This window comes from Candidatus Poriferisodalis sp., assembly GCF_965204195.1.
Classification (GTDB): Bacteria; Actinomycetota; Acidimicrobiia; order Acidimicrobiales; family Poriferisodalaceae; genus Poriferisodalis.
The window spans coordinates 2,504,271-2,526,331 of record NZ_OZ241975.1 but is presented as its reverse complement, the minus strand read 5'-3'; the positions used below and the strand labels follow the sequence as shown (position 1 = coordinate 2,526,331).

The following is a 22,061-nucleotide window of genomic DNA, read 5'->3' as shown; positions in this document are numbered from 1 at the left end:
GGGTGAGCGCAGGCGCTAGAGCATCACGCCGAACAGCAGCGCGGCTAGGCCGCACAGCAGCGACATACCCGCCCCGGCACCCCGCTTGGCCACGTTGTCGCCGGCATTCTGACGCACCAGCGCAACGAGCAAATTGTCAACGAGAAGCGTAAATTTGTTATACTATTTTGTATGACATACGAGGTTGTCGTTCTCTCTACGCCCGGGAGCGTTCGCCGTTGCGTGCGCTATCTGCGCCGGCACCGTGGCTGGAACCAGGCCCAGTTGGCAGAGGCCGTGGGACGATCCCAGCAGTGGGTCTCCAAGTTCGAAAGCGGGCGCTGCGAAGCGTCTCTGGGCGATGTGATGGCCGCCTTGTCCGCACTCGGCGCCGGCATCGCTGTGCGACCAGCCGAAGCCCATCGAGGAACGGTTGAGCATGGCTAGAGCGACACGAGATCTCTATGTGTTCTTGTACGGCGAGGCAGTCGGAAGCCTCGTGCAATTGCGGCGCGGGGCCGTGCATCTCCATTACGAAGCCCACCTCAGCCCGGCTGCTACGCCGCTGTCGCTGTCGCTGCCGATTGACCCGCGAGAGAGGTACGACGTCTCCGACTGGATAGACGGACTGCTGCCGGAGAATCCGCGAACGCGAACGCGGTGGGCGCGGGAGCTGGGTGCAGCGTCGACAGCACCGTTTGACCTGCTGTGCACCCAAGCGGGACTCGAGTGCGCCGGGGCGGTGCAGTTCTATCCGCAACCGGACCTGCCTGACCCGCAGATGGAAACCTTGGCACAGCTCACCGACGCCGATCTGGCGTCGCTCTTGCGTCTCATTTCGCGAGACGCCGAAGGCGACCCGGCAGCAGGGATGGGCGAACTTCGGCTGTCTCTGCCGGGCGCTCAGCCCAAGATGGCGTTGAGGTACAGCGACGACGGGTGGCATCTGCCCACCGGCTCGCTTGCTACCACCCACATTGTGAAGCCGCAGCGCGGGCATCTCAACCCGGCGCTGCGGGACTCGATCGCGGTGAACGAGCATCTGTGCCAGGCAGCGGCTTCGGCGTTGGGACTGGACGCGGCACGCACATCGCTGGAAGCGTTCGAAGACGAGATATGCCTGGTAGCGGAGCGCTTTGACCGGGCGGCACACCGAGACGAGGTGCGTCGCTCCCATTTTGAGGATCTGTGTCAGGCGCTGGGGATCGCTTCAGATCTGAAGTACCAAGAAGATGGCGGTCCCACCCCCGAGGCCATTATTGACATGCTGGAGCACGAGACAAGCCGCGACGGGGCGCGCCAGTTCTTTCTGTCGGTGTTCTACAACTGGCTGATCGGCAACACCGACGGCCACTCCAAGAACTACGGCCTGCTGTTCGACGGGCCACGCCCTCGGCTGGCCCCCCTCTACGACTTGAACTCGCTGACCCCGTACGTGGGCGCCGACGGCGAGCCGAGGCCCCCAGCAATGCGCTTCGACGGGCCGACTCCCACCACATCGCAGGAGTGGGAGCGAACTGCCGCACGGCTCGGGATAGACATCACCGCCGACGCGCTCTGGGGCATGGCCGAAGCGCTGCCCGATGCATTCACAGACGCAGCGGCGCAGTGTCCCGAATGGGCATCTGAGACCGCTCACCGCCTCTGTGAGAGCGTCGTGCGGGGCGATCGGAGGTCGGTGCTGTGAACAGCAGCCACCAGGTGGCATCGGCCGCGGGCGTCGGTGCGCTGGTACGCCGACAACGGCGTGCGGCGGCGATGACCCAACAGCAGCTCGCCGACCGGATCGGCGCCACACGGCAGTGGGTGATCCGGCTTGAGCAGGGCCGCCATGGCACAGCGATGAACACCGCGCTGATCGCATTGGAGGAGCTGGGGCTGGAAATGGTCGCACAGCTCGACCTCCGTTCCCCGCAGTAGGCGGGTGCCTTTGATCATGTACTCGTGATTGCCGCCCGGCCGCGGCCCGACCGTGCCGAGGTGAACCTGTCGAAGTTTGCCGCGAGCTTCGTCAGATGTGGCACCGAAGGCCGATGCATCCTTGAACTGTGGGTTGAGATTCCCGCAATCTGCGGCCCAATTGATTGGCAAAGTGCGGGTTGAGATTCTGATAATCTGCGGTGTCCTGTCAATTTCAAGGCATTGAAATATGCTTCCTTGCAAAATGGACGGCACACTCACACCAGTCGGCTACCGAACGCGTATCGCTGAGCGCGCGGTCGGCGAAGCACTGTCGTACATGCCGACGGTCGTGATCGAAGGACCCAGAGGCTGCGGCAAGACGTGGCTTGCCCGCCACTTCGCCCGCAGCGAAGTGCTGTTCGACCAGGACATCGATGCCCGCACCTCGGTATCGGTCGCACCGGGACGAATCCTTCGAGGCGAAGAGCCTCGCCTGCTCGACGAATGGCAACTCGCCCCCGAGGTCTGGAACCAGGTGCGCCACGCCAGCGACGAAGGGCGCGGCAACGGAAGGTTCATTCTGACCGGGTCCGCGAGCCCCCCCGATGATGCGACCAGGCACTCTGGCGCGGGCCGCATCTCGCGAGTGCGGCTGCGCCCCATGTCGCTGCTGGAGACGGGCGAGTCCACCGGCGAGGTGTCGCTCCGAAGCCTGTTTGCCGGCGAATCGGTTGCAGTAGCTCGGCCGGATGCGTCTTTGGAGGACATCGTCGATGCCGTCTGCCGCGGCGGATGGCCTCGGCTGCGGGGCGAATCCGTGCGAACCAGCCAGATGTTCCTGAATGATTACCTCGACGAGATCTGCCGGACCGACATCGCCGCAGTCGACGGAGTGGCCCGCGACCCCATCAGAGTGCGACGGCTGCTGGAGTCCTTGGGGCGCAATGTGGCCACGACCGCAGCATTCGCGACCTTGGCAAGAGACATCGATGGCGAGACGGGCGTAGACCGAGAAACCGTCTCTGCGTATGTGAGGGCACTGGAGCGACTGTTCGTCGTCGAGGACGTGCGTCACTGGTCCGTTCACCTGCGATCGAAGGCGAGGTTGAGGAAGTCAGCCAAGCGGCACTTCGTCGATCCGTCGCTGGCAGCGGCGGCCGTTGGCGCCACGCCCGACCGGTTGCTCAAGGAGCTGGCGACGCTCGGGTTCCTGTTCGAGTCTTTGGTGGTACGCGATCTGCGCATCTACGGCCAGGGCAGCGATGCCGCCGTGTACCACTACCGCGACAGCCACGATCTGGAGGCTGACGCCATCATCGAGACCCGGGACCGGCGATGGATTGCCGTCGAAGTCAAGCTCGGCGGCCAAGAGTGGATCGAAGAGGCCGCCGGGTCCCTGCTGCGGCTCAAGAACAAGGTCGACACCGAACGTGTCGGGGAGCCGTCCAAGCTGCTCATCATCACCGCCGCCGGCTACGGCTACGACCGCCCCGACGGCACCACCGTGGTCCCGATAACCGCGCTCGCCCCATGACCGCCGGCGAAGCCTGAGCCGAAGGAACCCTCGGAGACCCTCTGCACTGTCGCTGAACACCCCGACGGTCCGATGCCGAGGCGCACTGGGGTCTTGCCGGCTTGAATCACGCCGGGTTTGGTAGAGACTTTTTTGTTGAGTCGCAGCCGTCTTGGCTGTGACGTGTTGACGGTAGCAGCCGGTTTCGTGGTCTGCGGGGGTGGTGTAGGCGTAGCGGCCTTTGAGCAGCTGGCTGTGGCTGCGCCGGGCTGTTCCTCGACCCACGGGGAGCGGCCCGCCGATGCTGCATGGCGGTGTTGCAGCGAGCGGTTCGCCAGGGCGGGTGAGCGCTGGCTTGTGGCAGGAGTCGGTTGGTGCATCTCCCCGTCGGGCGGTGAGGGAATCGATGCAGCTAGCAGCCCGAAAGTAATGCACTGTGTAATGCGATTCGTTAGACTCAATATATGACGCAATTGGTAGCACGGATCGACGACAGCCTGCTCGCTCAGCTTGACGAGCTCGTAGCGAGCGGCGACGCACGGTCTCGTTCCGATGCGGTGCGGCGAGCGCTCGAGGAGATGCTCGATCGGCGGCGGCGGCGCCAAATCGGCGAGGCCATCGTCGACGCGTACCGCCGAATACCCGAGACCGACGACGAACTGGAATGGGCGGCGCGCAGCACCCGGACGATGATCGCCGAGGAACCCTGGTGACGCCTGCTCAGTGCGACGTCTGGTGGGCGGAGAGCGAGAACGAGGTTCGGCCGGTGCTCATCGTCACCCGCAACGAGGCGATCGGAGTGCTCAACAAGCTGGTCGTCGCCCCGATCACGCGCACCGTCCGGGGCATCCCGACCGAGGTAGCGCTCGACGCAGATGACGGTCTCCCCCAACCCAGCGCAGCCTCGTTCGACAATCTTCGAGTGGTGCTCAAGTCACACTTGACGGAGCGCATCAGCGCTTTGCCCCACCGCCGCCCAGAAGTCTGCGCCGCGCTCGGCGCCATGGCGGACTGCTGACCCGCAAGGGCTAGCTGCGCCTGCTGTGTCGGGCATGTGCCGTGCGGCGGCGGGTGTCCGGTAGCTTGTGGCGACCGGTGGGCTGGCTGCAAGTGTTCGCGGTCGGCTCACGAGAGTTCTCGAAGAAATCGGAGATTGCAATGAAGCTTCTGGGAAGGCCTATTGCCGGGGGGGGGGGGGGCTAGCCCTTCCCGGAGTGTCGGCGTGATCCGCCGGCGCATAGCCGCGGTGGCTGCGTTCGGGGTCTTGGCTATTGTCGGCGTGCTGTTGGTCCACGACGCCCGGCCCGCCGAGGCGGCGTTGGAGTCGCCCCTCTGGCAGGCGACGATGACACCGAACGAGTGGCGCGGCACCAGCTTGGCCGTGGTCGGTTGCTCGAACGCAGCCGGCAATGAAGATTGCTCCACGACGGCAAGCACGACGAACAGGCTGAGCGACGACGACTTCGTGATCGACGGCACCACCTACACCATCACGAAACTGATGTATATCGTCTACGACGGCGGTAGCCCCACCCCCGACGTGCGACTCGATATTGACCCGGTCGCCCCGGTGACGCAGCTACAGAATTACGTGTTGACCGATGGCAGTCAAACCCTGCCGCTGGGTTCCTGTCAACGCCACTCCACCAAACACGAGCGATTCGTGTGCGCCAGCGTCGGTTCGTTTTCGCTGACCGCCGGCTCGGCGGTCACATTGCGCCTGATACCCAAGCCGCCCGCAGCGCCGACGGGGCTGAGCCTGGCTCCCGGCCCCCGGGCTGACACGATCGCTGCGGCGTGGACGGCGCCCGACACCATGTCGACGGCGCGGGTGACGGGCTATGAGGTGCGCTACAAGGAGGTGCATGCCCCCAACGCCGCGGCTGCCGTGGCGGGTGATCCGCTCACGGGCTGGGTGACCGTGCGGGTGGGGACGACCCCGCGCGCGATCCTCGACGCGGAGTATGCCCTTCGCCGTGAGTACTACGGGCAGGTGCGGGCGTTGAGCGCGTCGGGCGCAAGCCCGTGGTCGGCGCAGGCGCAGGGCGCGCCGAAGGATCCCCCCGGCGGGCCCGCGGCGACGCCGCTGCGGCTGTTGAGCGCGAGCCGCACGTCGGTGACAGAAGGGGCCACGGTGACGGTCACCGCCCGCCTGCGCGTCGCCGTGGAGTCCGCGGTGAGCATTCCTTTGGTCGTGGAGGGCACGGCCGGCGCCGGCGACTACACGCTGTCGTCGCCTGCGGTCGCGATTGCGGCGGGGCAGCGCTCGGGCAGCGTGACGCTCACCGTCGTCGACGACAGCGACGCGGAGGGCGCGGAGATCATCTACATCACGCCCGACATCGGTGCGGTCCGCAACGAGGCCGTGCCCGACTCCGGCGCCGTCGCGTATCAGGTCGCGGCGCTGCGGATCGACATCGCCGCGAGCGACCAGCCCGCGCCCGCCGCGCCCGCCGGGGTTCCTCCGGCGGTGGGCGCCACGGTGGGCGGGGCCGACCCGGGGATCCCCTCGGGCACCCGCTCGACCTACGACGCCGACAACAGCGGGGTCATCGACCGCAGCGAGCTCGTCAAGGCCGCCCGCAAACTGGCCGAAGGCGAGATCGACATCGAGGAATACCAGCACGTGGCCATCTGCGTCCTGCGCCCCGCCGACTGCAACTGACATCGCCGGCCATCGCAGCGGGCTGCCGAGCATGAGCTGAGCGGTCTCGGGGCCGCACGAGGCGCCTCACCAGCCTGCGCCTCTGGCCTACGCGCGCAACCGGACCTGTCTCGATGCCGACAGCCGCCTCATGGAGCTGCCGGATTTCCTGCGGGCGCATGTCGAACCCGAGCACGATTCATCGGGAGAACTTGCGTCTTTTTTCGCATAAATGAAGGAAAAACCAATGAATTCTGAATATTTGGCCTGAACACGCATGGTTACCGTCTCAGCGACAACCCCCTACCACCAGATCGGCGGTACCCATGCTTTCAACACAGTTCGTTTCGGTGCGAGCACGAGCGCAGTCTGCGCTGGTCGCTCTCGTGGTCGCCATGGCCGCGGTGTTCGTGCCGTTGGCCTCGCCTGCTGCGGCACAGGCTGCCGTGCCCGACCCGCCCGGGGCGTCCAAGCTGGCGCTGCCTGGGTCTGCTGGCGCTCAGGAGCCGGCGGAGCTCCCGCCGGGCGCGCCGACCGGTCTGAGCGCGCAAGAGGCGGCCGGGACGCGGTCGCTGTCAGCTGGCAAGCCCTCGCGTCGGGCAGCGCGCCCGCCGGTTACATCGTGACGGCCGATCCCGACTGCGGCGGCAAGAAGCGCACCAAGAGGGTCAGCGCCGACACGACATCGGTGACGTTCAACAAGCTGCGCCGCTGCGACATCTACCGTCTGTCGGTACGCGCCAAGAACGCCGCAGGCAAAGGCGACAAGGCCGAGCTCATCTGGCAACGCCCCCAGCCTCAGAACAGCGAGCTGGCATACCAAGGCGGCGCTTCAACTGTCGAGGTTGTCGACGCGTCCGTGACCTGGTCCGATCTCGGCTATGCGCGTGGTTGCTCAGGAGCGACGCAGTGCTCTACTGCGGTCGGGGGCGATCCGGTGTTGAGCGGACACAGCCCGCTCAAGATCACTGGGATATATGCCGTGACGGCCGACCACCTGCCGTCGGGTGCTCTCACCCAACCCGTTCTGTTCACGATTGTGCTGAGCGGCGACTGGCCCGATACCACGGACTGGACGGCGAGTCTCACCGACTTCCACGACCCGCTGCCGTTCAACGATGCGAACGTTCACGGGCGCTATGCCGTGTGGACGAGCCTCTCCGCCAACTCAGCATTCCAATTCCTTAGCACTCTCGAGATACATAAGCCTGCCTAGTCTGCGAAGGGCTGGCGCTAGAGCATCACGCCGAACAGCAGCGCGGTCAGGCCGCACAGCAGCGACACGCCGGCTGCTGCGCCCCGTTTGGCCACGTTGTCGCCGGCATTCTGATGCACCAGCGCGCCGATGCCGGAGATGAGCACGAGCAGCATCTTGATGCCGAGCAACATCGACCAGCCCGTGCTCGTCTCTTCGCTGGGAATGGCCAGCATGCCCCACAGGCCGGTAACGACCGCAATGCCGAATGCGGGCCACGCCACCCGTGAGAAGGCCTTCGCCGCGACCTTGCCGGAGCCAGGGAACGCCCGCCCCACCACCGGCACGACGGCCCCGACCACGATCTGGCCGCCGATCCACACCGTCACCGCCAGCACGTGCAGCACGACACGGACAGTGTCGAGGTCAAACGCGACTTCCCGCGTCACTTCGCTGAGTGCTGTCATGAGTCGTCTCGATTCTGGTTCAGGGCTGGAGCGGCTCCTGCCGCGGGGATACCACGGATGGAACCGGTCACGGCGTCAGGCCCCCGATTCGAGCAGGTCGGCCATGTTGTCGGCGAAGAAGCGGTCGAGCACGTATTCGTCGAACCCTTCCAGCGACGAGTTGAAGCGACCCAGCGGATTTCGCCCACCCTCGATGTGGGGGTAATCACTCGAGAACAGGTACAGGTTCTCGTTGGAATCGCGGATCATGGCGCCGACATCCTCGAACGGGTACGGCGTGAACGCCATCTGGCGGGTGATCTGGGCTGAGGGCGCCTCGCCGAGCGCCGCCAACTCGGGCTCGGATCGCTTCCAGATCTCGACGATCTGGTCGAGCCGGCGCAGCATCGGAGGCACCCAAGCGGCGCCGAGCTCGATGACGCCGCCGCGCAGGTTCGGATGTCGGCTCAGCACCCCGTCAAGAACCATCACACCCACGAATGTCTCCGCGGCGTGATGCAGCGCCACCATGTCCTTGCCGCGAACGTTCTCGCCGCCGCCTAGCCAGTCCGTCGGCATCGGGCGGCCGGTGTCCATCCACTCGGGCTCGATCTGCAGCGGATCGCCGCCGACATGGAGGACGAAGGGCACTCCCGCCTCGGCCATCTGAGCCCAGACCGGGTCCAGATCGGAGTGGCCGGGCGAGGCGCCTGCGGCAGGACGGTGGGGTACCCACATGGCGCCGAGCCCGAGCTCGAGTGCATGGGACATCTCCGCCGCGGCCAGCTGCGGGTCGTCCAATGGCAGCAGCGCCACGCCGATCAACCGGTCGTCGCCTGCGCAGAACTCGGCCATGCCTCGGTTGTGCGCCCGGGCGGCGCCATACCGGACATCGAGGTCCGCCTTGGGGTCGAACGCCACGCCGACGCTGAACGTCGCGAACACGAACTGCTGGGCGAATCCGAGCAGGTCCAGCGCCGTGGTGCGCTCAGCAGGGTTGAAGGCACCGAGCGCCTGGTACCCCTTGGGCCCGGCGATCAGATCGTCCCCGAGCGCGGTGAGATCCGCGACGGTCTCGGGCGGATGGGCACGGTTCTGTGCTGCTAGCTCCATGTCCTCGGTGAGACGACCGCCGTTGGCGAAGTCGATGTCGGGGATGCGATCGCGGATGCCGGGGTCGGCATGCGCCCGCAGGAAATCCGGCAGCTCCATGAGGTGGCTGTCGGCATCGAGATAGGTCCGGTTGCGCGCGTAGGCCATAGGCGCAGGCTAGTGAAGCAGCCGACGGGAGTCGCCGGATCGAGAGGCTGGCTTCGCCCCGCCGTCAGCGTCACGCCCAAATGGCCGTCGGTAGCCTGCCGCGATGGCCACCGATCACGGGGCGCACCGACACCAGCACCACCAACAGCCTCACGCATCAGAGGCCGATCATCCGCTCGCGGCGAAGGTGCTGACGGTCTCGGATGGCGTCGTGGCGGGCACCCGCGAGGATCGCAGCGGCGAAGCACTTGGCGAAACGCTGGCAGCGGCCGGATACGAGGTCGTCGAACGTCGTGTCGTCGCCGACGGCGTCGACACCGTTGCTGAGGCGCTGACCGAGATGTCAGCCGGATTCGAGGGGCTGATCGTGTCGACCGGCGGCACCGGCTTCACCGAACGAGATCTCACACCCGAGGGCACCCGCGCCGTGATCGAGCGCGAAGCACCCGGCTTGGCCGAGGCCATGCGCCTGGTGAACCCGCTGGGCCGGCTGTCTCGAGGTGTCGCAGGCATCATCGGCAGCACGATCGTGCTGAACACGCCCGGCTCCACCAAGGGATGCGTGGAGTGCTTCGAGGCCGTGGCCGACGTGCTGCCCCATGCCCTAGCCCTGCTCGCGGGCGAACGGCTGCACTGATGCCCGCTGAGCATCCGGCTCCAACCGGCGCGCCGGCGGATTCCGCTGCTGACATCGCCCACATGCACCGTGCCGCGCAACTGGGGGAGCGCGTGCGGGGCACCACTGCACCGAATCCTTGGGTGGGCGCGGTGCTGGTCACTGTCGACGACGAGATCTACGAGGGTGCCACCGAACCGCCGCCGGGCCGCCATGCCGAGATCGTGGCGCTCGACGCAGCGCGCAGCGCCGGAGCGGATCCGGCCGGCGCGGCGCTGTACACCACGCTGGAGCCTTGTTCGCACACCGGCCGCACGGCGCCGTGCATCGACGCGATCATCGCCGCGAGCATCAGCCGGGTCGTGGTCGGAGTGACCGACCCCGATCCCCATGTGGCTGGCAGCGGAGTTGACGCGCTTCGGGCCGCGGGCATCGAGGTCGACGTGGGGGTTGCCGTCGAAGCCGTCTTGCTCTCGCTGCGCTCCTACCTGCACCAGCGCCAGACAGGTCGTCCGTGGGTGGTGCTGAAGCTTGCCGCCACCCTCGACGGCCGCACAGCAGCGCCCGACGGCACCTCGCAGTGGATCACCTCGCCTGAAGCGCGTGCCGATGCTCACGCGCTGCGAGCTCGCTGCGACGCCGTGCTGGTGGGAGCAGGCACCGTGCGTGCCGATGACCCGTCGCTCACCGTGCGTGAGCTGCCGCTCACCGATCCTCACCGCCCCCTGCTGGACATGCGCGAGGCACGTGACGAGCCAGCCGATGTGCCGTTCGCACGCACGGCCGCTGATCAGCTCGATCCGCGCCGCTTCGTGCTCGGCATGGCACCGGCGGAAGCCAAGGTGCAGCCGTGCATCGAAGTCAGCGGAGCGCTCCGGTCGGTGGTGCCCAGGCTGGCCGACGACGGCGTCGTGGAGCTGCTGGTGGAAGGCGGTGCCAACGTCGCGGGAGAGCTGCACCGAGGTGGATTGGTCGACGAGTACGTCGTGTATCTGGCACCGGCGCTCGCTGGAGGCGACGACGGGCTGCCGACTCTCGCGGGACCAGGAGCACCGACGATTGCCGAGTTCTGGCGCGGCGACATCGCCGATGTCCGCACCGTCGGCGGCGACCTGCGCATCACCATGTACCCGGCCGCGCCGAACAACCCCTGACGCGCGGGGCAATTCGAGCGCGATCTCGCCGGGGCTACAGCTTCGCCATTCGGTTCGGCCTGTTGGCCCGGCGAGCGCCGGCGGACGCACCAGCAGGCTTCCCCCGGTACCGTTCGATACCGGCCTGTGACGAACAGACCGGGCAGTCAGGACAGCTCGTTTCTCCTGGAAGGAAGGGCGATGTACACAGGTCTCGTCGAAGAACTCGGCAGCTTCGCTGGCCGTAACGGCGAGCGCTACCGGTTCAACGCCGCCTTGGTGCTGTCCGACGCCACCGTCGATGACTCCATTTCGGTGAACGGGTGCTGCCTGACCGTCGTCGAGATGGGGGACGGCTGGTGGGAGGCCGACGTCAGCGCCGAGACCGAGAAGCGAACGGCACTGGGATTGCTGTCCGAGGGCGACCCCGTGAATCTCGAGCGCTGCATGCGCTACGCCGACCGGCTCGGCGGGCACCTCGTGCAGGGTCACGTCGACGGGGTGGCGACCATCACCCATCCCGCCCCTGACCTGCGCGTCGCCGTTCCGCCCGAGGGCGGCCTGCGCCGCTACCTGGTGGAAAAGGGCTCGGTGACCCTCAACGGCATCAGCCTGACCTGTTTCGACATCACCGACGACGACGAGGGCGGCTGCGAGTTCTCAGTTGCGCTCATCCCGCACACCATGGCCATGACCACCATGGGCACCGCGCGGCCCGGCGACCCCGTCAACTTGGAGGTCGATGTGCTGGCCCGTTACGTCGAGCGTCTGCTGGGGCAGAATGGTGCCGTGACCGACGATGTGCGAGTCCGCCATGACTGACCGCCCCGCGGCAGACAACGCAACTGCGACTTCGCCCTTCGCCGCGATCCCCGATGCAGTCGACGCCATCGGGCGTGGCGAGATCGTGGTGGTCGTCGATGACGAGGACCGCGAGAACGAGGGCGACCTCATCATGGCGGCCGAGCACGCCACACCTGAGGCGATGGCGTTCTTCGTGCGCTACACGTCGGGTGTCATCTGCGCCCCCCTGATGGGGGAGCGCCTCGACGACCTGGCGCTGCCGCTCATGGTGACGGTCAACACCGAGTCCATGCGCACGGCCTACACCGTCACGGTGGATGCCGCCGACGGCACCACGACCGGGATCTCGGCGGCGGACCGCTCACTCACGCTCAACCTGCTTGCCGACCCCAAGTCGAGCGCGAACGACTTCAACCGTCCTGGCCACGTGCTGCCCCTGCGCTACCGGCCCGGCGGCGTGCTCAAGCGGGCAGGCCACACCGAGGCGGCCGTGGACCTGGCCCGGCTGGCTGGCTGCCATCCGGCGGGCGTGCTCTGCGAGGTGGTCAACGACGACGGAACCATGGCCCGCGTGCCTGACCTGATCGAATTCTGCGAGCAGCACGACCTGCTGCTCATCTCGATTGCCGACCTCATCCGTTACCGGCGGGTCAACGAACGCCTGGTCGACCCGATCTCTCAAGCCCGCATCCCCACCATCTACGGCGAGTTCACCGGACACGTCTTCCGCGACTTCGACGACACCGAGCATCTGGCGCTGACCTACGGATCTGTGATGGGCGCAGAGCCTGTGCTGGTGCGAGTCCACAGCGAATGCCTGACCGGCGACATATTGGCGTCGATGCGCTGCGACTGCGGCTCGCAGTTGCACGGTGCCCTCGAGGCCATCGCCGAAGCAGGTGCTGGCGTGCTCGTCTACCTGCGCGGCCACGAAGGCCGCGGCATCGGCATCGGCCACAAGATCGCTGCGTACTCGCTGCAGGACCGTGGGCGCGACACGGTCGATGCCAACCTGGAATTGGGCTTGCCGGTCGACAGCCGGGAATACGGCATCGGAGCGCAGATCTTGGCGGAGCTCGGCGTGCAGCGGATGCGGCTGATGACCAACAACCCCAACAAGATCGGCGGCCTGTCCGGCTACGGGCTCGAAGTGGTCGAGCGAGTGCCGACGTCGTCGAATGCGAATCCCTTCAACCGGGCCTATTTGCGCACCAAGAAGATGCGCCTCGGCCACCTCATGGAAGACGAGGCCGAAGGCGCGGCCGAAGCCGACGCCGATCTCGAAGAGGCGCCCCCGCTCGCCGACTGATGCCCAACCTTGTCGCTACCCGGCGGTCCAGCAGCGGCCTGTCGACGTTGGGGTGGCTGCTGTTGACGGCTGCCGTGGCGGCGTTCGCGGCTTCTGCGGTGGTTGCGGTGGGGTCGGTGGTGCGTGATGTGGGTGTGGATGCGGGGGGTTTTAGTGCCCGTTTCCGGGCGGCTCGGATCCATGCGGATTCGTTGACGCGGGAGTGGCGTGCGCATCATCCGACCAGTCAGTTCGAGGCCGATTTGTTGAATCGGCGCTATGGGGAGCGCTGCGCCCGTCTCGGGATCACCTACGCGGACACCGAGGCGCTGCCGTTTTGGAAGCCGGGTGTGCTCGACTCCGGGGGCGGCTGGTACGAGGTACACAAGCTGCCGGTGTGCAGCTTGCGCAACGTGCGTGGGGAGCGGGAGCGTTTCGGGTCGTCCCCAATGGTCCCCAGCGACGCCCCGCCCGTCGATCTGCAGGCGCGTCAGCTCGAGTGATGTCCGCCGGGGCGCGCTGCTGGTGCCTCAGGTTGTCTTGCGGCGACAGACAGCTTGGGGTTTGCCTGAGCCGGGGGCTGCGTCGTTGGCTTTATTGAGCTCGCCGGTGAGGGGTTGAGCGTCGTCGCCCTTGTCGGTGGGCCCTTCGAAGATGGCGTCGACGTCGAGGTTGGTGTCGCTGTAGAGGATCTCGAGGCGTTCGCAGCGGGCGGTGAAGTACAGCTCCCATCGCTGCCATGTGTTGAAGCGGGCGTCGTTGACATCCGCTGTGCGTGCTTCGCGGATCACCGTGTCGGCGGCGACGTTGGCTGCGGTGGCGCGTGCACTGGCGCCGCCGAGCTGCTCGGCGGTGTCGTCGACGACGTTCTGGACGAGCACGACGGCCAGCGCGGCGAGTCCGGCGACGGCGGCCACGATGAGCAGCCATTCCAGCGTGGTGAGGCCGGCTTCATTGCGGGGAGTGGTGCGGTGGGTCATGGGAGTTTCCTTTGGTTCGGTTGTGGGTGTGTCATGGGAGCGGTCCGACGGAGGTGAGGCGGGTGGTGAGGATGAGCCCGGCACCGAGCGTGAGCGCGGGTGCGCAGCGCACCGCGGTGCCGCGCCCGCGGCGCAGCGTGGTGACAAGTGCTCGCGGCCACGCGGCGGCTGCGCCGGCGGCGAGTGCCCACCATGGCCACGCCGGTCCCCACCAGCTGAGCAGGAGGCTGTTGACGATGATGAGGCGGATGTCGCCGTAGCCGATCGCCTCAGGCCGGGTGCGGTAGGCGATCTCCGCGAGCGCGGCGACGGCGGCGGTGCCGGCCAGCACATACAGGTACCGGCGGGGGTCGCTGAGCGCGAGCGTCGATGCGGCCAGCAGGGCAGCGATGGCGATGCCCGCGGCCCAGCAGGCGCGCCGGCTGATGACGGCTCGACGCAGATCGGTCCATGACGCATGCACGCCGAGCAGCGCCCAGGCGCCGACGGCGGTCCACACGCCCGCAGCGGCGCTCATTGCTGCTCGCCCTCGCCGAGGTCGCCGGGTGTCTTGCCGGCCGGCTCCGGCGTGCCGGTGTGCACGATGACGTGCGCGCCGTGTCCGTGCACTGTGCGGCTTGCAAACAGGCCGCGTATGGGGGCGACGGCGCCGTCGGCTTCGCAGGTGACGTGGGTGGTCACGATGTGGACCCGCTGGGCGTGTTCGGCTGCAGAGGGGGGCTGCTCGAGGTCGACGCGGGCTTCGGTGACGAACCCAGTGGTTCCTGGGGCGGGCCGTGGCCCGCTTGCGCAGAGGTGGTCGAGTCCGGGCCGCGTGCCCAGCACCGCTGCTGCGGTGATTTCGCGGCGCTGGGCGTCGTCGAGGCTGCCGGCTTCTGTCGCGCGGCCGTCGGCGCAGCACACCGCAGCGGCGACGGCTGCCTCTTGCGCGGCGAGGCTGGTGACGAGTTCGGCGCGGGCGCCTCGGCCTGACCACAGGATGAACAGCACACCCAGCGCGAGCATCGGCGTGAGGGCCATCAGCTCGAGCGAGGAGGTGGATCCGCGCTCGTCGCGTGCTGTGCGCGGGGTCAGAGGGCGTGTCGTCAGGGCGACGCGGCCGCGTCGCGCTCGCCGGGCAGGGACAAGTGCCGTCAGTCGCATGGGCGCGCCTAGTTGCCGAACGCCGTGCGCGTGGGGAGCGTTTCGGCGAACGACTGCGCTTCGTCGCTGAGCCGCGGCAGCCCTTCGTGCAGCGCTGTGTCGAACAGCCCGCCGCAGTCGGGCGGCCCGGCGCTGTCATCGCCCGTTGGCCGTGTGATGCGCCCGATGGCTTCGCTGCGGATCGTGATGCCGTCTGGCCACACGTGGGCTGTGGCCCAGTCGCGGGTGCCCCAGTCGGCCGCGAGGGCGACATGGGCGGCGTCGGCGATCACGGCTCGGCCGCCTGCGCGGCAGAGCAGACTGGCTGGGTGAGCGTCGCTGTGTGCCGTCGAGCCGGTCGATGTCGTGTAGGCGCTGCTGTAGAAGCCCGCGATGGCGGATTCGTCGAAGCCGCGAGCGCCCAGATCGGCGAGCAGCGACCGTGCGAGGGTCTCGCAGGCGCTCTGCAGATCCGCGTCGAGCGCTTCGGGGGCTTGGCTCGCGGCGCGGTCGGGGGCGGGGTCGCAGTCGGGCGGGAACCAGCCGATGCGGCCGTGGTCGCGGCCTTGGGCGTCGCGCCATCCGGCCGCGAGCGAGGCGAGATTGGCGGCTGCGCTGTCCGCCGAGGCCTGCGCTGCGATCCTTCGCGGCACCGCGGCGGCGACCACGGCTGCGAGCACGCAGACGGGCACCATCAGCATCACCAGCAAGGTCACGGCGCCGCCGGTCTCGTCGCTGTGTCGCGGCGACCCTGCCTGTCGGGCACGGGCCCTCACGGCCGGTCTCCTGCCGCCCGGCGGGACGAGCGCGGCGAGGTGCTGCCGCTGCTGATCCTGTGGCCCGGGATCATCGTGCTCCTGCTGGTCCTCGCGGCGCACGCCTTTCTGGTGACGGGCGCCCGGGCGCAGGCCGAGACTGCAGCGTCTGCGGGCTTGCGTGCAGCGTGGGCCGCGGTCGGTGACGCAGGGCTGGCGCATGCAGGCGACGGCAGCGTGTACGCCGAGGCCGACCCGCACCCCGGTGTGTCGTCGATGTCGGCGGCTGCGCACGACGCCGCGGCGCATGCGGCAGGGGCGAGCGCGGAGGGATGGCGTTGGTGGACTCCCGGAGCGGTGACGGTCAGCAGCGATTGGTGCCACAGCGGCGCCGACGCGGCTCTGCGGCCCGGCCCGGGCGCTCCGGGATGGGTGCGGGTGGAGGTGTCCGGCGAGGTGGTCGGCCCCTTCAGTGCCCTATGGCCCGGCCGGCTCGACCGGGTGCACGCGGCAGCGGCCGGGCCGGCGGTGCTGGCCCCGCTGCCTGATGCGAACGCGTTGGGTACGCAGAATGCGGCCAATCTCAGCGGCGGGCTGCCTGTGGTGCCCGCGGACCTGCCTGAGTGCTGATCGGCGTTCATCGGGGCGGGCGGCTGATCCGGCACACCCAGCGTCCGCTGGTCTGCGGCGCATCGCCGGTGCCGAGAGTGGTCTCGGTGCCAGGCGCGAGCGTGACGGTGGTAGGGGCTGTCTCGTCGGGAGCCGTCGTGGGCGTCGGCTCAGTGGTGGGCGCCGTGGTCGGCGGCGGTGCAGGGATGTCGATGGGGACCGTGCTCCAGGCCCAGCTGGCTGCCTCCAAGGTGTCGGGGTAGGCCGATGCGAGGTCTTCGCACTGGCGCTCGAGCGTCGCCAGGGCTGCGTGAGCCTCCGCCAGCGCGGTGTCATCCGCGGAGGTCTCGGCGATGATCTGCGGGGCGATCGCTTCGGAGGAGATGCGGGCAGCGTCGATGCCGGCGTCGATGAGGCGGCCTGCGGGGTCGGGGGGTGTGCGGGGGGCGTCGTCGAGCAGGTTCTGGAAGGCGATTGTCATCGCCGCGGCGAAGCCGCCGGCGGCGGCGATGACGAGCAGCCATTCGAGGGTCGCGAGCCCGGCGGGGTCGTGGCGTGGCGGCATCGTTCAGGGGGCCTGGGTGATGATGCCGCCGGTGAGCGACACGAACGGCGGGTAGATCAGGATGGCTGCGAGCGCCAGCGCCACTGCGGTGGCGGGCAGCACGATGATCTGGTTGCGCCGCTCGGCCGCCTCGCGTTCGCGTCCGAGGGTGTCGCGCCACAGGTTGTCTGCCGCGGCGAGCACGGCGTCGGCCATGCGGGTGCCGCGGCGCGCGGCGAGTTCGAAGGCGCCGACTGCGGCGGTCAGGCTTGTCAGGCTGTACCGCTCGACGAGTTCGGCGAGGCCTTCGGCGGCGGGGCGGCGCTCGTTCTGGGCTCGCTGCAGATGCTGGTGCAGCAGTTTCCATCCGGCCCGGCGGCCGACCCCAGCGGCAGACAGCATCGCTGTCTCGGGGTCTGTGCCGGCGCTGACTTGCTGGGCGGCGAGCACGATCCACAGCCGCACCACTTGGTCGAGTTCGGCTCGGGCGCGGCGGGCGGCGTCGCGGACGCTCTGGGCCGGCAACTGCCATCCCGCGACCGTGACCAATGCCACGGTGAGCACTGCGGCGACGGGTGTATGGGTCCACAGGGCTGCAGCAACAGCACCGACGGCCAGGCCGCCGGCGAGACCGGCCGCACGCTGCGCTGCATAGGCGTGCGGCGTGACCCCGGCAAGCCGCAGGTCGGCCCGGCGGCTCTGCCTCGGCTGGGGCAGCAGCCCCAGCATCGCCTCCGCGGTGCCGCGCCGCGCCGGACGCTCTCGCGGGGCAGCGACCGCTGTGACGGCGAGAGCGGCGCCTGCGGTGAAGACGCCTGCGGCGGCCAGCACCAGCACGGTCGTGCTCACAGCGGGTCCCGGGCGCGCCCGCGCCGTCTGGGATCGACCAGGACCGACGGGTCGGCGCGCACGACTGAATGGCGCACCAGGAATGCAGTGGCGCCCAGCAGCACGAAGGCGATGAGCATGAGCACGGCTTGGCCGGTCGGGGTGCGGTAGGGCTCGAAATAGGCGGGGTTGTTGCGGTACATGAGCGTGATCACGCCGCTGGCCAGTGCCAGCAGCGCGATGGTCTGCGTCCAGAGCTGCACGACGGCTTCGGTGCGGGTGCGGTGCAGGGCGACGATGTCGCCGATACGCCCGGCGAGCTCTCCCAAGGGTCCCGCCAGCGACCCGCCGGAGGTCGCGGCAACCCGCAGTCCCGCGGCAACCTCGGGCTCCCAGGTCTGCCCGGCCGCGGCGAGTTCGCCGGTCGCCGCGCCGAGGCCGGCGAGGCGCGCAGTGCGGGCTGTTCGGGCGACCGTGTCGGCGATCTGGGGCGGGGCGTGGGAGGTGCTGGCGGCCAGAGCGTCGCCGAGCCCCGCACCGGATCGGGCCAGTTCGGCAATCTGACGTGTCCAGGTCTGCCAGGCCACCGCCTCGGCGGTGTGGCGCCGCCGCTGGGCGGGGGCTGCGACGAACGGCGGCAGCAGCAGCCCGAGGCCCCCGGCGAGCACTGCCATGCCCCACAGCCGCGTCGCCGCGTACCCGCCGCCGGCGCCGCACGCCGCGGCCGCGCCCTGGATGATCCACAGCCGCCGGCTAGGGCCCAGTCCCGATCTGGCGAGCACTGGCGAATTGCGCGCCGAGTGCGCTGCGGCAGCGGCGCGGTGCTCAGGCTGTGCGTCGCCGCCCGGCGCGGGGGCGGCATCATGGCGCCCCCGGGCCCGCCCCCCGATCACGCCGGTCCCGGCCAGCGCCGTCACTGCCGCGCCGGCTGCGAACAGCAGCCCGAACCACACAGCGCCCGTCATGGCCGGCGAGGCTCGCTGGGCCATGCGGCGACGTCTGCACCGCCTTCAGCCAGCCGTTCAGCCAATTCAGGGCTGCGCGGCCGGCCGGTCATCACGAGCGGGTCTCCTCGATTGGGTCGGGCGAAGATGTCGTGGACCTCGAACCGGTCGTCGGGAGCGCCGAGCACCTCGGTGATCGAGCGGATGCCCCGGAACCCGGTGTGCGGGTTGCTGCCCATGTGAACGACGAGATGGATCACGTCGGCTGCTTCTTGGATCAGCGCCGACTGCGCTCCTGCGAGACCCGAGCTGAGGCAGTAGCGGACGATGCGTGCAAGGGCTTGGCGGGGCGACGATGCGTGGATGGTGGCCATGGAGCCGTCCGAGCCGGTGCCGCATGCAGACAGGAACGTCGCCGCCTCGGGTCCGCGCAGCTCCCCGACGATCACCCGGTCTGCGCCCGACCGCAGCGAGCGCCTGGCGAGCTCCTCCATGCCGATCTCGCCCTCGCCGTCGCTGTTGGGCTCGCGGGTCTCGGCCGCGAACACGTACGGGTGCGTGTCATGCAGGAACAGCTCGAAGGTCTGCTCGAGCGTGCACACCACCTCCGTCGGGCCGATCTCGCCGAGCAGCGCGCGCAGCAGCGTGGTTTTGCCAGACCCGAGCGCGCCGCAGATCAGCACGTTCGCGGGCGCAGGCGGCCGCACCGCCGCGGCGAGGAACTCTGCAGCCTCGTGCGTCAGCGACCCTGCGGCGACGAGATCGTCGAGCCGCACGATGCGGTGGCGATGGCACCGCACGGTCAGATACGGCTGCCCGCACACCTCCATCGCCGCGAACACCCGCTCGCCGCTGCGCAGCCGCAGATCCAGCAGCGGCGCCGACTGATCGAACCGGCGGCCCGTCTGGCCGTGCGTGACGGCGAGGTGCGCGACGAACCCGATCATCTCCTCGGCATCCGCGAACAGCCCCCCGATGGCCTCCTGACGGCCGCCGACCAGGCCCAGCACCCCTGTGTGCGGGCCGAACAGCCAGATGTTCTCCACGTCGTCGCGCCGCAGGTATCGCTCCAGCGGACCAGTGCCGAGCAGCGCTTCGAGCTGGCTGCGCAGCCACGACAGCTCGTCGTCGCTCAGCGACTCGCCGCGTGCGTCGAGCGCCTCGGCCTCCCGCGCCCGGGTGATGTCCTCGGCGATCTGTCGGCATGCGTCGGCCACCGCCGGCAGCGGCTCGGCTGTGCTCAGCCGGCGCTCCTGAACCCGCGGCAGCACCTCGTCCCAGATCGCCGCCGCCAGGCTCATCGCCGCGCTCCGGTGGCCGTGGGCGCCGAGACGTCCCTGCGAGGCGGTTCCGGCTGGCTGTCGGCAGGACGGTGTGCCCACAGCAGCCCGTTGGTGCTCGCTGTGTCCAGCGACAGGCCGGCCGAGAGCTCTGCGCGACCGTGCAGGTGGTCCGAGGCGACGCCCAGGGCGTCGAGCGCGGCTCGGTCCCGCCTCCTCGCACGACCGCCCAGCAGTGCCGACTCGTTCACCGGCCCGAGCCGGCCGACGACCGGCAATCCCGCAGCGGCACCTCCCGCAGCCGCCAGGCGCGGGCTCTCCATGTCGCCTGCACCGGCGCACACCAGCGTCAACGTGTCGGGATCGAAGCGCAGCCAGAACGCACCGAGCACACCGCGCAGCCCACCGGGCGGCGCAGTGCCCGATGCAGGCGACAACGTCACCTGCAACGCTGCTGCGCGCGTCAGCGCCGCATAGGGCTCGGTGCGAGACCCGGGCATCGACACGACGACGGCCCACCGGCCGCCGAGTTCGGCGACAGCGTCGGCCCGCTCGGCCAGCCACGCCGCCGAGCGGCGGGCCCCAGCGGGATGGCCGGGTGCCCCCAGCAGCAGGACCGACCCGCTCCCGCCCGCCCGCAGCGCCCAGCAGTGAGCCGGCACGCTGCGCGCGTTGAGCGGCGTGCGCGCTGCGATCAGCGACGGCAGGCCCCGCTGCGCGGGCGGCACCCCAGTTCGGGTCGCCGCACCGATGCGCCTCGCCAGACCGGTGCCGTGCGCGTCAGCGTCGATCACCAGCACATCGCGGCCCGCTCGGGCCCACGAACGGGCGACGCCCACCGCGAAGGCGCCCGTGTCGAGCGCCCCCGCAACGGGCTCTGGCGCATCCGCGTCGAGATCGCCACCGGCGCGCACGGCGAGCATCAGCCCTGCTCCCACGCCTGCCGCCACCGGTCGTTGAGCTCGGCGGCGACAGCGTCGGTGTCGGAGCCCTCGGTGACGCGCAGCACCATCGGGGCCGCGCCGAGCCGCTGGGTAAGCGTCCTCCACCACACCCACTCGGCGGGCTCGGCCCACACGCCGAGCATGCCGTCGCGGTAGTGGTCGAGCCGGATCGCCCGCAGCACCGAGCGAGGCCTGCCGCCGCCCGCACCGTCGGCGGGCGCGCCGGGGTCGACCAGCAACGCCAGGTCCCCTTCGGTGATCGTCGACGCGGCCAGGCTCAGGTCGAGCGCGATGATCACCTCCAGCTCGCCCGGCGAGGCTCGGGCACGCCACTCGTCGCCGAAGGGATGCAGCGCTGCGGCCTCCTGCTCATAGGAGGCCGCCCACAGATCATCCAGATCGGCAGCCAACGCTGCAGCGTCACCGCCCAGCGGCACCGGCAGCACCATCGGCGGCGCGCCCAGCTCCGCGGGCAGCGCCCGCCACCACACCCACTCCGCAGGCGGCACGAACAACCGCATGGCCGAGCCGTCGAAAGAAGCGAGCTCGAGCGAGCGGATCACCGACCTAGGCCGCCCCGCCCGCTCACGCGACGGCGCGAGGCCGGGGTCGACCAGCAGCACCAGCCCGCCCTCGCTCACCCCCGACGGCGCCAAGCTCGCATCGAGCGGAACCACCACCTCGAGTGCGTCCCCGAACGCACCGGCGGACGGTTCGACGAGCAGATGCGCGCCCAGCAGCGACCCCGCCGGCACATCAGCCGACACGGCGAGGCCGGCCAGCGCATCGGGCACCTCCGCTGACCACGCGATGTGCGGAACGTCGCCGAGCAGCACCTGCGCGGGTGCCAGATCGGTCGCACTAAGCACGTGCCCCTCGGGCAGATCCCGGGCTGCGATCACTGCGGAGACACGCTCGTCGAACGCGTCGGCCGTCGCCCAGAACCCCGTGATGCTGGCTGCCATCAGCGCCAGCCCGCCGAGCCCCCCCAGCGTCCGTTTCGCCGCGCGCGGCAACCGCCGTCGGGTCCGTGTCGGCGCTGCGGCGTCGGCGGTTCGTGCCCCTGCGGGCGGCACCTGGGCCCCGTCAGGCATCGGGGCAGGCAGTGGTGCGGGCGCGGCCCACAGCGGGCCTGCGCCGATCGGGGTTGTTGACGGCGATGCGGTGCGGGGTTAGCGTGCCCCGCTCATGGCCCGCCTCCGCCGACAGTCCGCCCAAACGGGGGGGGGGGGGGGGTACTGGAAATTGCCCTCCCCGCCGCGCGAAGCCGCCGGG

General features: G+C 69.5%; 26 protein-coding genes. 14 read left to right on the top strand and 12 right to left on the bottom strand.

Annotated features, from left to right (window positions below):
• Window positions 1-171 precede the first annotated feature (171 nt).
• From ACOGI8_RS11260 to ACOGI8_RS11225, 8 genes are all read left to right on the top strand, one after another.
• Window positions 172-426, top strand: a complete 255-nt coding sequence (locus ACOGI8_RS11260; protein ID WP_419853895.1) for a helix-turn-helix domain-containing protein — start codon at window positions 172-174, stop codon at window positions 424-426.
• Complete coding sequence (locus tag ACOGI8_RS11255) at window positions 419-1,666, top strand: HipA domain-containing protein (protein WP_419853894.1); 1,248 nt, start codon at window positions 419-421, stop codon at window positions 1,664-1,666. Before ACOGI8_RS11260 ends, ACOGI8_RS11255 begins: the two co-directional genes overlap by 8 nt.
• Before the next feature lie 14 nt (window positions 1,667-1,680).
• Window positions 1,681-1,899 (top strand): helix-turn-helix transcriptional regulator, encoded by a 219-nt coding sequence (locus ACOGI8_RS11250; protein WP_419853893.1) that lies wholly within the window; start codon window positions 1,681-1,683, stop codon window positions 1,897-1,899.
• A gap of 244 nt (window positions 1,900-2,143) precedes the next feature.
• Entirely contained in the window at window positions 2,144-3,415 is a 1,272-nt protein-coding gene (locus ACOGI8_RS11245; protein ID WP_419853892.1) for an ATP-binding protein, read from the top strand.
• A 443-nt stretch (window positions 3,416-3,858) separates the two neighbouring features.
• Window positions 3,859-4,107, top strand: a complete 249-nt coding sequence (locus ACOGI8_RS11240) for a ribbon-helix-helix domain-containing protein (RefSeq protein ID WP_419853891.1) — start codon at window positions 3,859-3,861, stop codon at window positions 4,105-4,107.
• Window positions 4,104-4,412 (top strand): type II toxin-antitoxin system PemK/MazF family toxin, encoded by a 309-nt coding sequence (locus tag ACOGI8_RS11235; protein WP_419853890.1) that lies wholly within the window; start codon window positions 4,104-4,106, stop codon window positions 4,410-4,412. The genes ACOGI8_RS11240 and ACOGI8_RS11235 overlap by 4 nt, the downstream gene beginning before the upstream one ends.
• 246 nt (window positions 4,413-4,658) lie before the next feature.
• Entirely contained in the window at window positions 4,659-6,059 is a 1,401-nt protein-coding gene (locus ACOGI8_RS11230; RefSeq protein ID WP_419853889.1) for a hypothetical protein, read from the top strand.
• Between the two features lie 256 nt (window positions 6,060-6,315).
• Entirely contained in the window at window positions 6,316-7,254 is a 939-nt protein-coding gene (locus ACOGI8_RS11225; protein ID WP_419853888.1) for a fibronectin type III domain-containing protein, read from the top strand.
• 17 nt (window positions 7,255-7,271) lie between these two features.
• Here the strand turns inward: ACOGI8_RS11225 and ACOGI8_RS11220 are convergent, their stop codons facing one another.
• Entirely contained in the window at window positions 7,272-7,700 is a 429-nt protein-coding gene (locus tag ACOGI8_RS11220) for a hypothetical protein (protein WP_419853887.1), read from the bottom strand.
• 75 nt (window positions 7,701-7,775) lie between these two features.
• On the bottom strand, window positions 7,776-8,939 hold the full coding sequence (locus ACOGI8_RS11215; RefSeq protein WP_419853886.1) for an amidohydrolase family protein: 1,164 nt from the start codon (window positions 8,937-8,939) through the stop codon (window positions 7,776-7,778).
• 103 nt (window positions 8,940-9,042) lie between these two features.
• Between ACOGI8_RS11215 and ACOGI8_RS11210 the strand changes: the two genes are divergently transcribed.
• The 5 genes from ACOGI8_RS11210 (at window position 9,043) to ACOGI8_RS11190 (ending at window position 13,283) form a co-directional block, all read left to right on the top strand.
• Window positions 9,043-9,576 (top strand): MogA/MoaB family molybdenum cofactor biosynthesis protein, encoded by a 534-nt coding sequence (locus tag ACOGI8_RS11210; protein WP_419853885.1) that lies wholly within the window; start codon window positions 9,043-9,045, stop codon window positions 9,574-9,576.
• The gene (gene ribD, locus ACOGI8_RS11205; protein WP_419853884.1) at window positions 9,576-10,709 is read left to right on the top strand and encodes a bifunctional diaminohydroxyphosphoribosylaminopyrimidine deaminase/5-amino-6-(5-phosphoribosylamino)uracil reductase RibD; all 1,134 of its coding nucleotides are present in this window, start codon (window positions 9,576-9,578) and stop codon (window positions 10,707-10,709) included. The genes ACOGI8_RS11210 and ribD overlap by 1 nt, the downstream gene beginning before the upstream one ends.
• Before the next feature lie 180 nt (window positions 10,710-10,889).
• A complete protein-coding gene (locus tag ACOGI8_RS11200) occupies window positions 10,890-11,510 on the top strand; it encodes a riboflavin synthase (RefSeq protein WP_419853883.1) in 621 nt (206 codons plus the stop codon).
• Window positions 11,503-12,801 carry a bifunctional 3,4-dihydroxy-2-butanone-4-phosphate synthase/GTP cyclohydrolase II gene (locus ACOGI8_RS11195; protein WP_419853882.1) on the top strand — a complete coding sequence of 433 codons (1,299 nt, stop codon included), beginning with the start codon at window positions 11,503-11,505 and terminating at the stop codon, window positions 12,799-12,801. The genes ACOGI8_RS11200 and ACOGI8_RS11195 overlap by 8 nt, the downstream gene beginning before the upstream one ends.
• Window positions 12,802-12,863: 62 nt before the next feature.
• Window positions 12,864-13,283, top strand: coding sequence for a hypothetical protein (locus ACOGI8_RS11190; RefSeq protein ID WP_419853881.1), 420 nt, complete (start codon window positions 12,864-12,866; stop codon window positions 13,281-13,283).
• A 27-nt stretch (window positions 13,284-13,310) separates the two neighbouring features.
• Here the strand turns inward: ACOGI8_RS11190 and ACOGI8_RS11185 are convergent, their stop codons facing one another.
• The 4 genes from ACOGI8_RS11185 to ACOGI8_RS11170 are packed head-to-tail and all read right to left on the bottom strand — an operon-like array spanning window position 13,311 to window position 15,658.
• Complete coding sequence (locus ACOGI8_RS11185) at window positions 13,311-13,760, bottom strand: hypothetical protein (protein WP_419853880.1); 450 nt, start codon at window positions 13,758-13,760, stop codon at window positions 13,311-13,313.
• 31 nt (window positions 13,761-13,791) lie between these two features.
• Window positions 13,792-14,277 (bottom strand): prepilin peptidase, encoded by a 486-nt coding sequence (locus ACOGI8_RS11180; RefSeq protein WP_419853879.1) that lies wholly within the window; start codon window positions 14,275-14,277, stop codon window positions 13,792-13,794.
• A complete protein-coding gene (locus tag ACOGI8_RS11175; protein WP_419853878.1) occupies window positions 14,274-14,903 on the bottom strand; it encodes a hypothetical protein in 630 nt (209 codons plus the stop codon). The genes ACOGI8_RS11180 and ACOGI8_RS11175 overlap by 4 nt, the downstream gene beginning before the upstream one ends.
• 8 nt (window positions 14,904-14,911) lie before the next feature.
• Window positions 14,912-15,658: a hypothetical protein gene (locus ACOGI8_RS11170; protein ID WP_419853877.1), complete on the bottom strand. Its 747-nt coding sequence runs from the start codon at window positions 15,656-15,658 to the stop codon at window positions 14,912-14,914.
• A gap of 39 nt (window positions 15,659-15,697) precedes the next feature.
• On the opposite strand from ACOGI8_RS11170, the gene ACOGI8_RS11165 reads away from it, so the two are divergent.
• Window positions 15,698-16,267: a hypothetical protein gene (locus ACOGI8_RS11165; protein ID WP_419853876.1), complete on the top strand. Its 570-nt coding sequence runs from the start codon at window positions 15,698-15,700 to the stop codon at window positions 16,265-16,267.
• A 7-nt stretch (window positions 16,268-16,274) separates the two neighbouring features.
• On the opposite strand, the gene ACOGI8_RS11160 is transcribed toward ACOGI8_RS11165, so the two are convergent.
• From ACOGI8_RS11160 to ACOGI8_RS11135, 6 genes are read right to left on the bottom strand one after another with little or no spacing between them, the layout of a single operon-like run.
• Window positions 16,275-16,811, bottom strand: a complete 537-nt coding sequence (locus ACOGI8_RS11160) for a hypothetical protein (RefSeq protein ID WP_419853875.1) — start codon at window positions 16,809-16,811, stop codon at window positions 16,275-16,277.
• A 3-nt stretch (window positions 16,812-16,814) separates the two neighbouring features.
• Entirely contained in the window at window positions 16,815-17,639 is an 825-nt protein-coding gene (locus tag ACOGI8_RS11155; RefSeq protein ID WP_419853874.1) for a hypothetical protein, read from the bottom strand.
• On the bottom strand, window positions 17,636-18,583 hold the full coding sequence (locus tag ACOGI8_RS11150) for a type II secretion system F family protein (RefSeq protein WP_419853873.1): 948 nt from the start codon (window positions 18,581-18,583) through the stop codon (window positions 17,636-17,638). Before ACOGI8_RS11150 ends, ACOGI8_RS11155 begins: the two co-directional genes overlap by 4 nt.
• Window positions 18,580-19,863, bottom strand: coding sequence for a CpaF family protein (locus ACOGI8_RS11145; RefSeq protein ID WP_419853872.1), 1,284 nt, complete (start codon window positions 19,861-19,863; stop codon window positions 18,580-18,582). Before ACOGI8_RS11145 ends, ACOGI8_RS11150 begins: the two co-directional genes overlap by 4 nt.
• Window positions 19,860-20,765, bottom strand: a complete 906-nt coding sequence (locus tag ACOGI8_RS11140) for a hypothetical protein (RefSeq protein ID WP_419853871.1) — start codon at window positions 20,763-20,765, stop codon at window positions 19,860-19,862. The genes ACOGI8_RS11145 and ACOGI8_RS11140 overlap by 4 nt, the downstream gene beginning before the upstream one ends.
• Window positions 20,765-21,751 (bottom strand): SAF domain-containing protein, encoded by a 987-nt coding sequence (locus tag ACOGI8_RS11135; RefSeq protein WP_419853870.1) that lies wholly within the window; start codon window positions 21,749-21,751, stop codon window positions 20,765-20,767. Before ACOGI8_RS11135 ends, ACOGI8_RS11140 begins: the two co-directional genes overlap by 1 nt.
• Window positions 21,752-22,061: the final 310 nt, after the last annotated feature.

What these genes read in the sequence shown, in the direction of transcription:
- ACOGI8_RS11255 (WP_419853894.1), top strand. Translation starts at nt 419, where the DNA reads ATGGCTAGAGCGACACGAGATCTCTATGTGTTCTTGTACGGCGAGGCA.
- ACOGI8_RS11180 (WP_419853879.1), bottom strand. Translation starts at nt 14,277, where the DNA reads ATGAGCGCCGCTGCGGGCGTGTGGACCGCCGTCGGCGCCTGGGCGCTG.
- ACOGI8_RS11245 (WP_419853892.1), top strand. Translation starts at nt 2,144, where the DNA reads ATGGACGGCACACTCACACCAGTCGGCTACCGAACGCGTATCGCTGAG.
- ribD (WP_419853884.1), top strand. Translation starts at nt 9,576, where the DNA reads ATGCCCGCTGAGCATCCGGCTCCAACCGGCGCGCCGGCGGATTCCGCT.
- ACOGI8_RS11135 (WP_419853870.1), bottom strand. Translation starts at nt 21,751, where the DNA reads ATGGCAGCCAGCATCACGGGGTTCTGGGCGACGGCCGACGCGTTCGAC.
- ACOGI8_RS11215 (WP_419853886.1), bottom strand. Translation starts at nt 8,939, where the DNA reads ATGGCCTACGCGCGCAACCGGACCTATCTCGATGCCGACAGCCACCTC.
- ACOGI8_RS11150 (WP_419853873.1), bottom strand. Translation starts at nt 18,583, where the DNA reads ATGACGGGCGCTGTGTGGTTCGGGCTGCTGTTCGCAGCCGGCGCGGCA.
- ACOGI8_RS11240 (WP_419853891.1), top strand. Translation starts at nt 3,859, where the DNA reads ATGACGCAATTGGTAGCACGGATCGACGACAGCCTGCTCGCTCAGCTT.
- ACOGI8_RS11200 (WP_419853883.1), top strand. Translation starts at nt 10,890, where the DNA reads ATGTACACAGGTCTCGTCGAAGAACTCGGCAGCTTCGCTGGCCGTAAC.
- ACOGI8_RS11195 (WP_419853882.1), top strand. Translation starts at nt 11,503, where the DNA reads ATGACTGACCGCCCCGCGGCAGACAACGCAACTGCGACTTCGCCCTTC.
- ACOGI8_RS11210 (WP_419853885.1), top strand. Translation starts at nt 9,043, where the DNA reads ATGGCCACCGATCACGGGGCGCACCGACACCAGCACCACCAACAGCCT.
- ACOGI8_RS11185 (WP_419853880.1), bottom strand. Translation starts at nt 13,760, where the DNA reads ATGACCCACCGCACCACTCCCCGCAATGAAGCCGGCCTCACCACGCTG.
- ACOGI8_RS11175 (WP_419853878.1), bottom strand. Translation starts at nt 14,903, where the DNA reads ATGCGACTGACGGCACTTGTCCCTGCCCGGCGAGCGCGACGCGGCCGC.
- ACOGI8_RS11140 (WP_419853871.1), bottom strand. Translation starts at nt 20,765, where the DNA reads ATGCTCGCCGTGCGCGCCGGTGGCGATCTCGACGCGGATGCGCCAGAG.
- ACOGI8_RS11145 (WP_419853872.1), bottom strand. Translation starts at nt 19,863, where the DNA reads ATGAGCCTGGCGGCGGCGATCTGGGACGAGGTGCTGCCGCGGGTTCAG.
- ACOGI8_RS11160 (WP_419853875.1), bottom strand. Translation starts at nt 16,811, where the DNA reads ATGCCGCCACGCCACGACCCCGCCGGGCTCGCGACCCTCGAATGGCTG.
- ACOGI8_RS11260 (WP_419853895.1), top strand. Translation starts at nt 172, where the DNA reads ATGACATACGAGGTTGTCGTTCTCTCTACGCCCGGGAGCGTTCGCCGT.
- ACOGI8_RS11220 (WP_419853887.1), bottom strand. Translation starts at nt 7,700, where the DNA reads ATGACAGCACTCAGCGAAGTGACGCGGGAAGTCGCGTTTGACCTCGAC.
- ACOGI8_RS11225 (WP_419853888.1), top strand. Translation starts at nt 6,316, where the DNA reads ATGGTTACCGTCTCAGCGACAACCCCCTACCACCAGATCGGCGGTACC.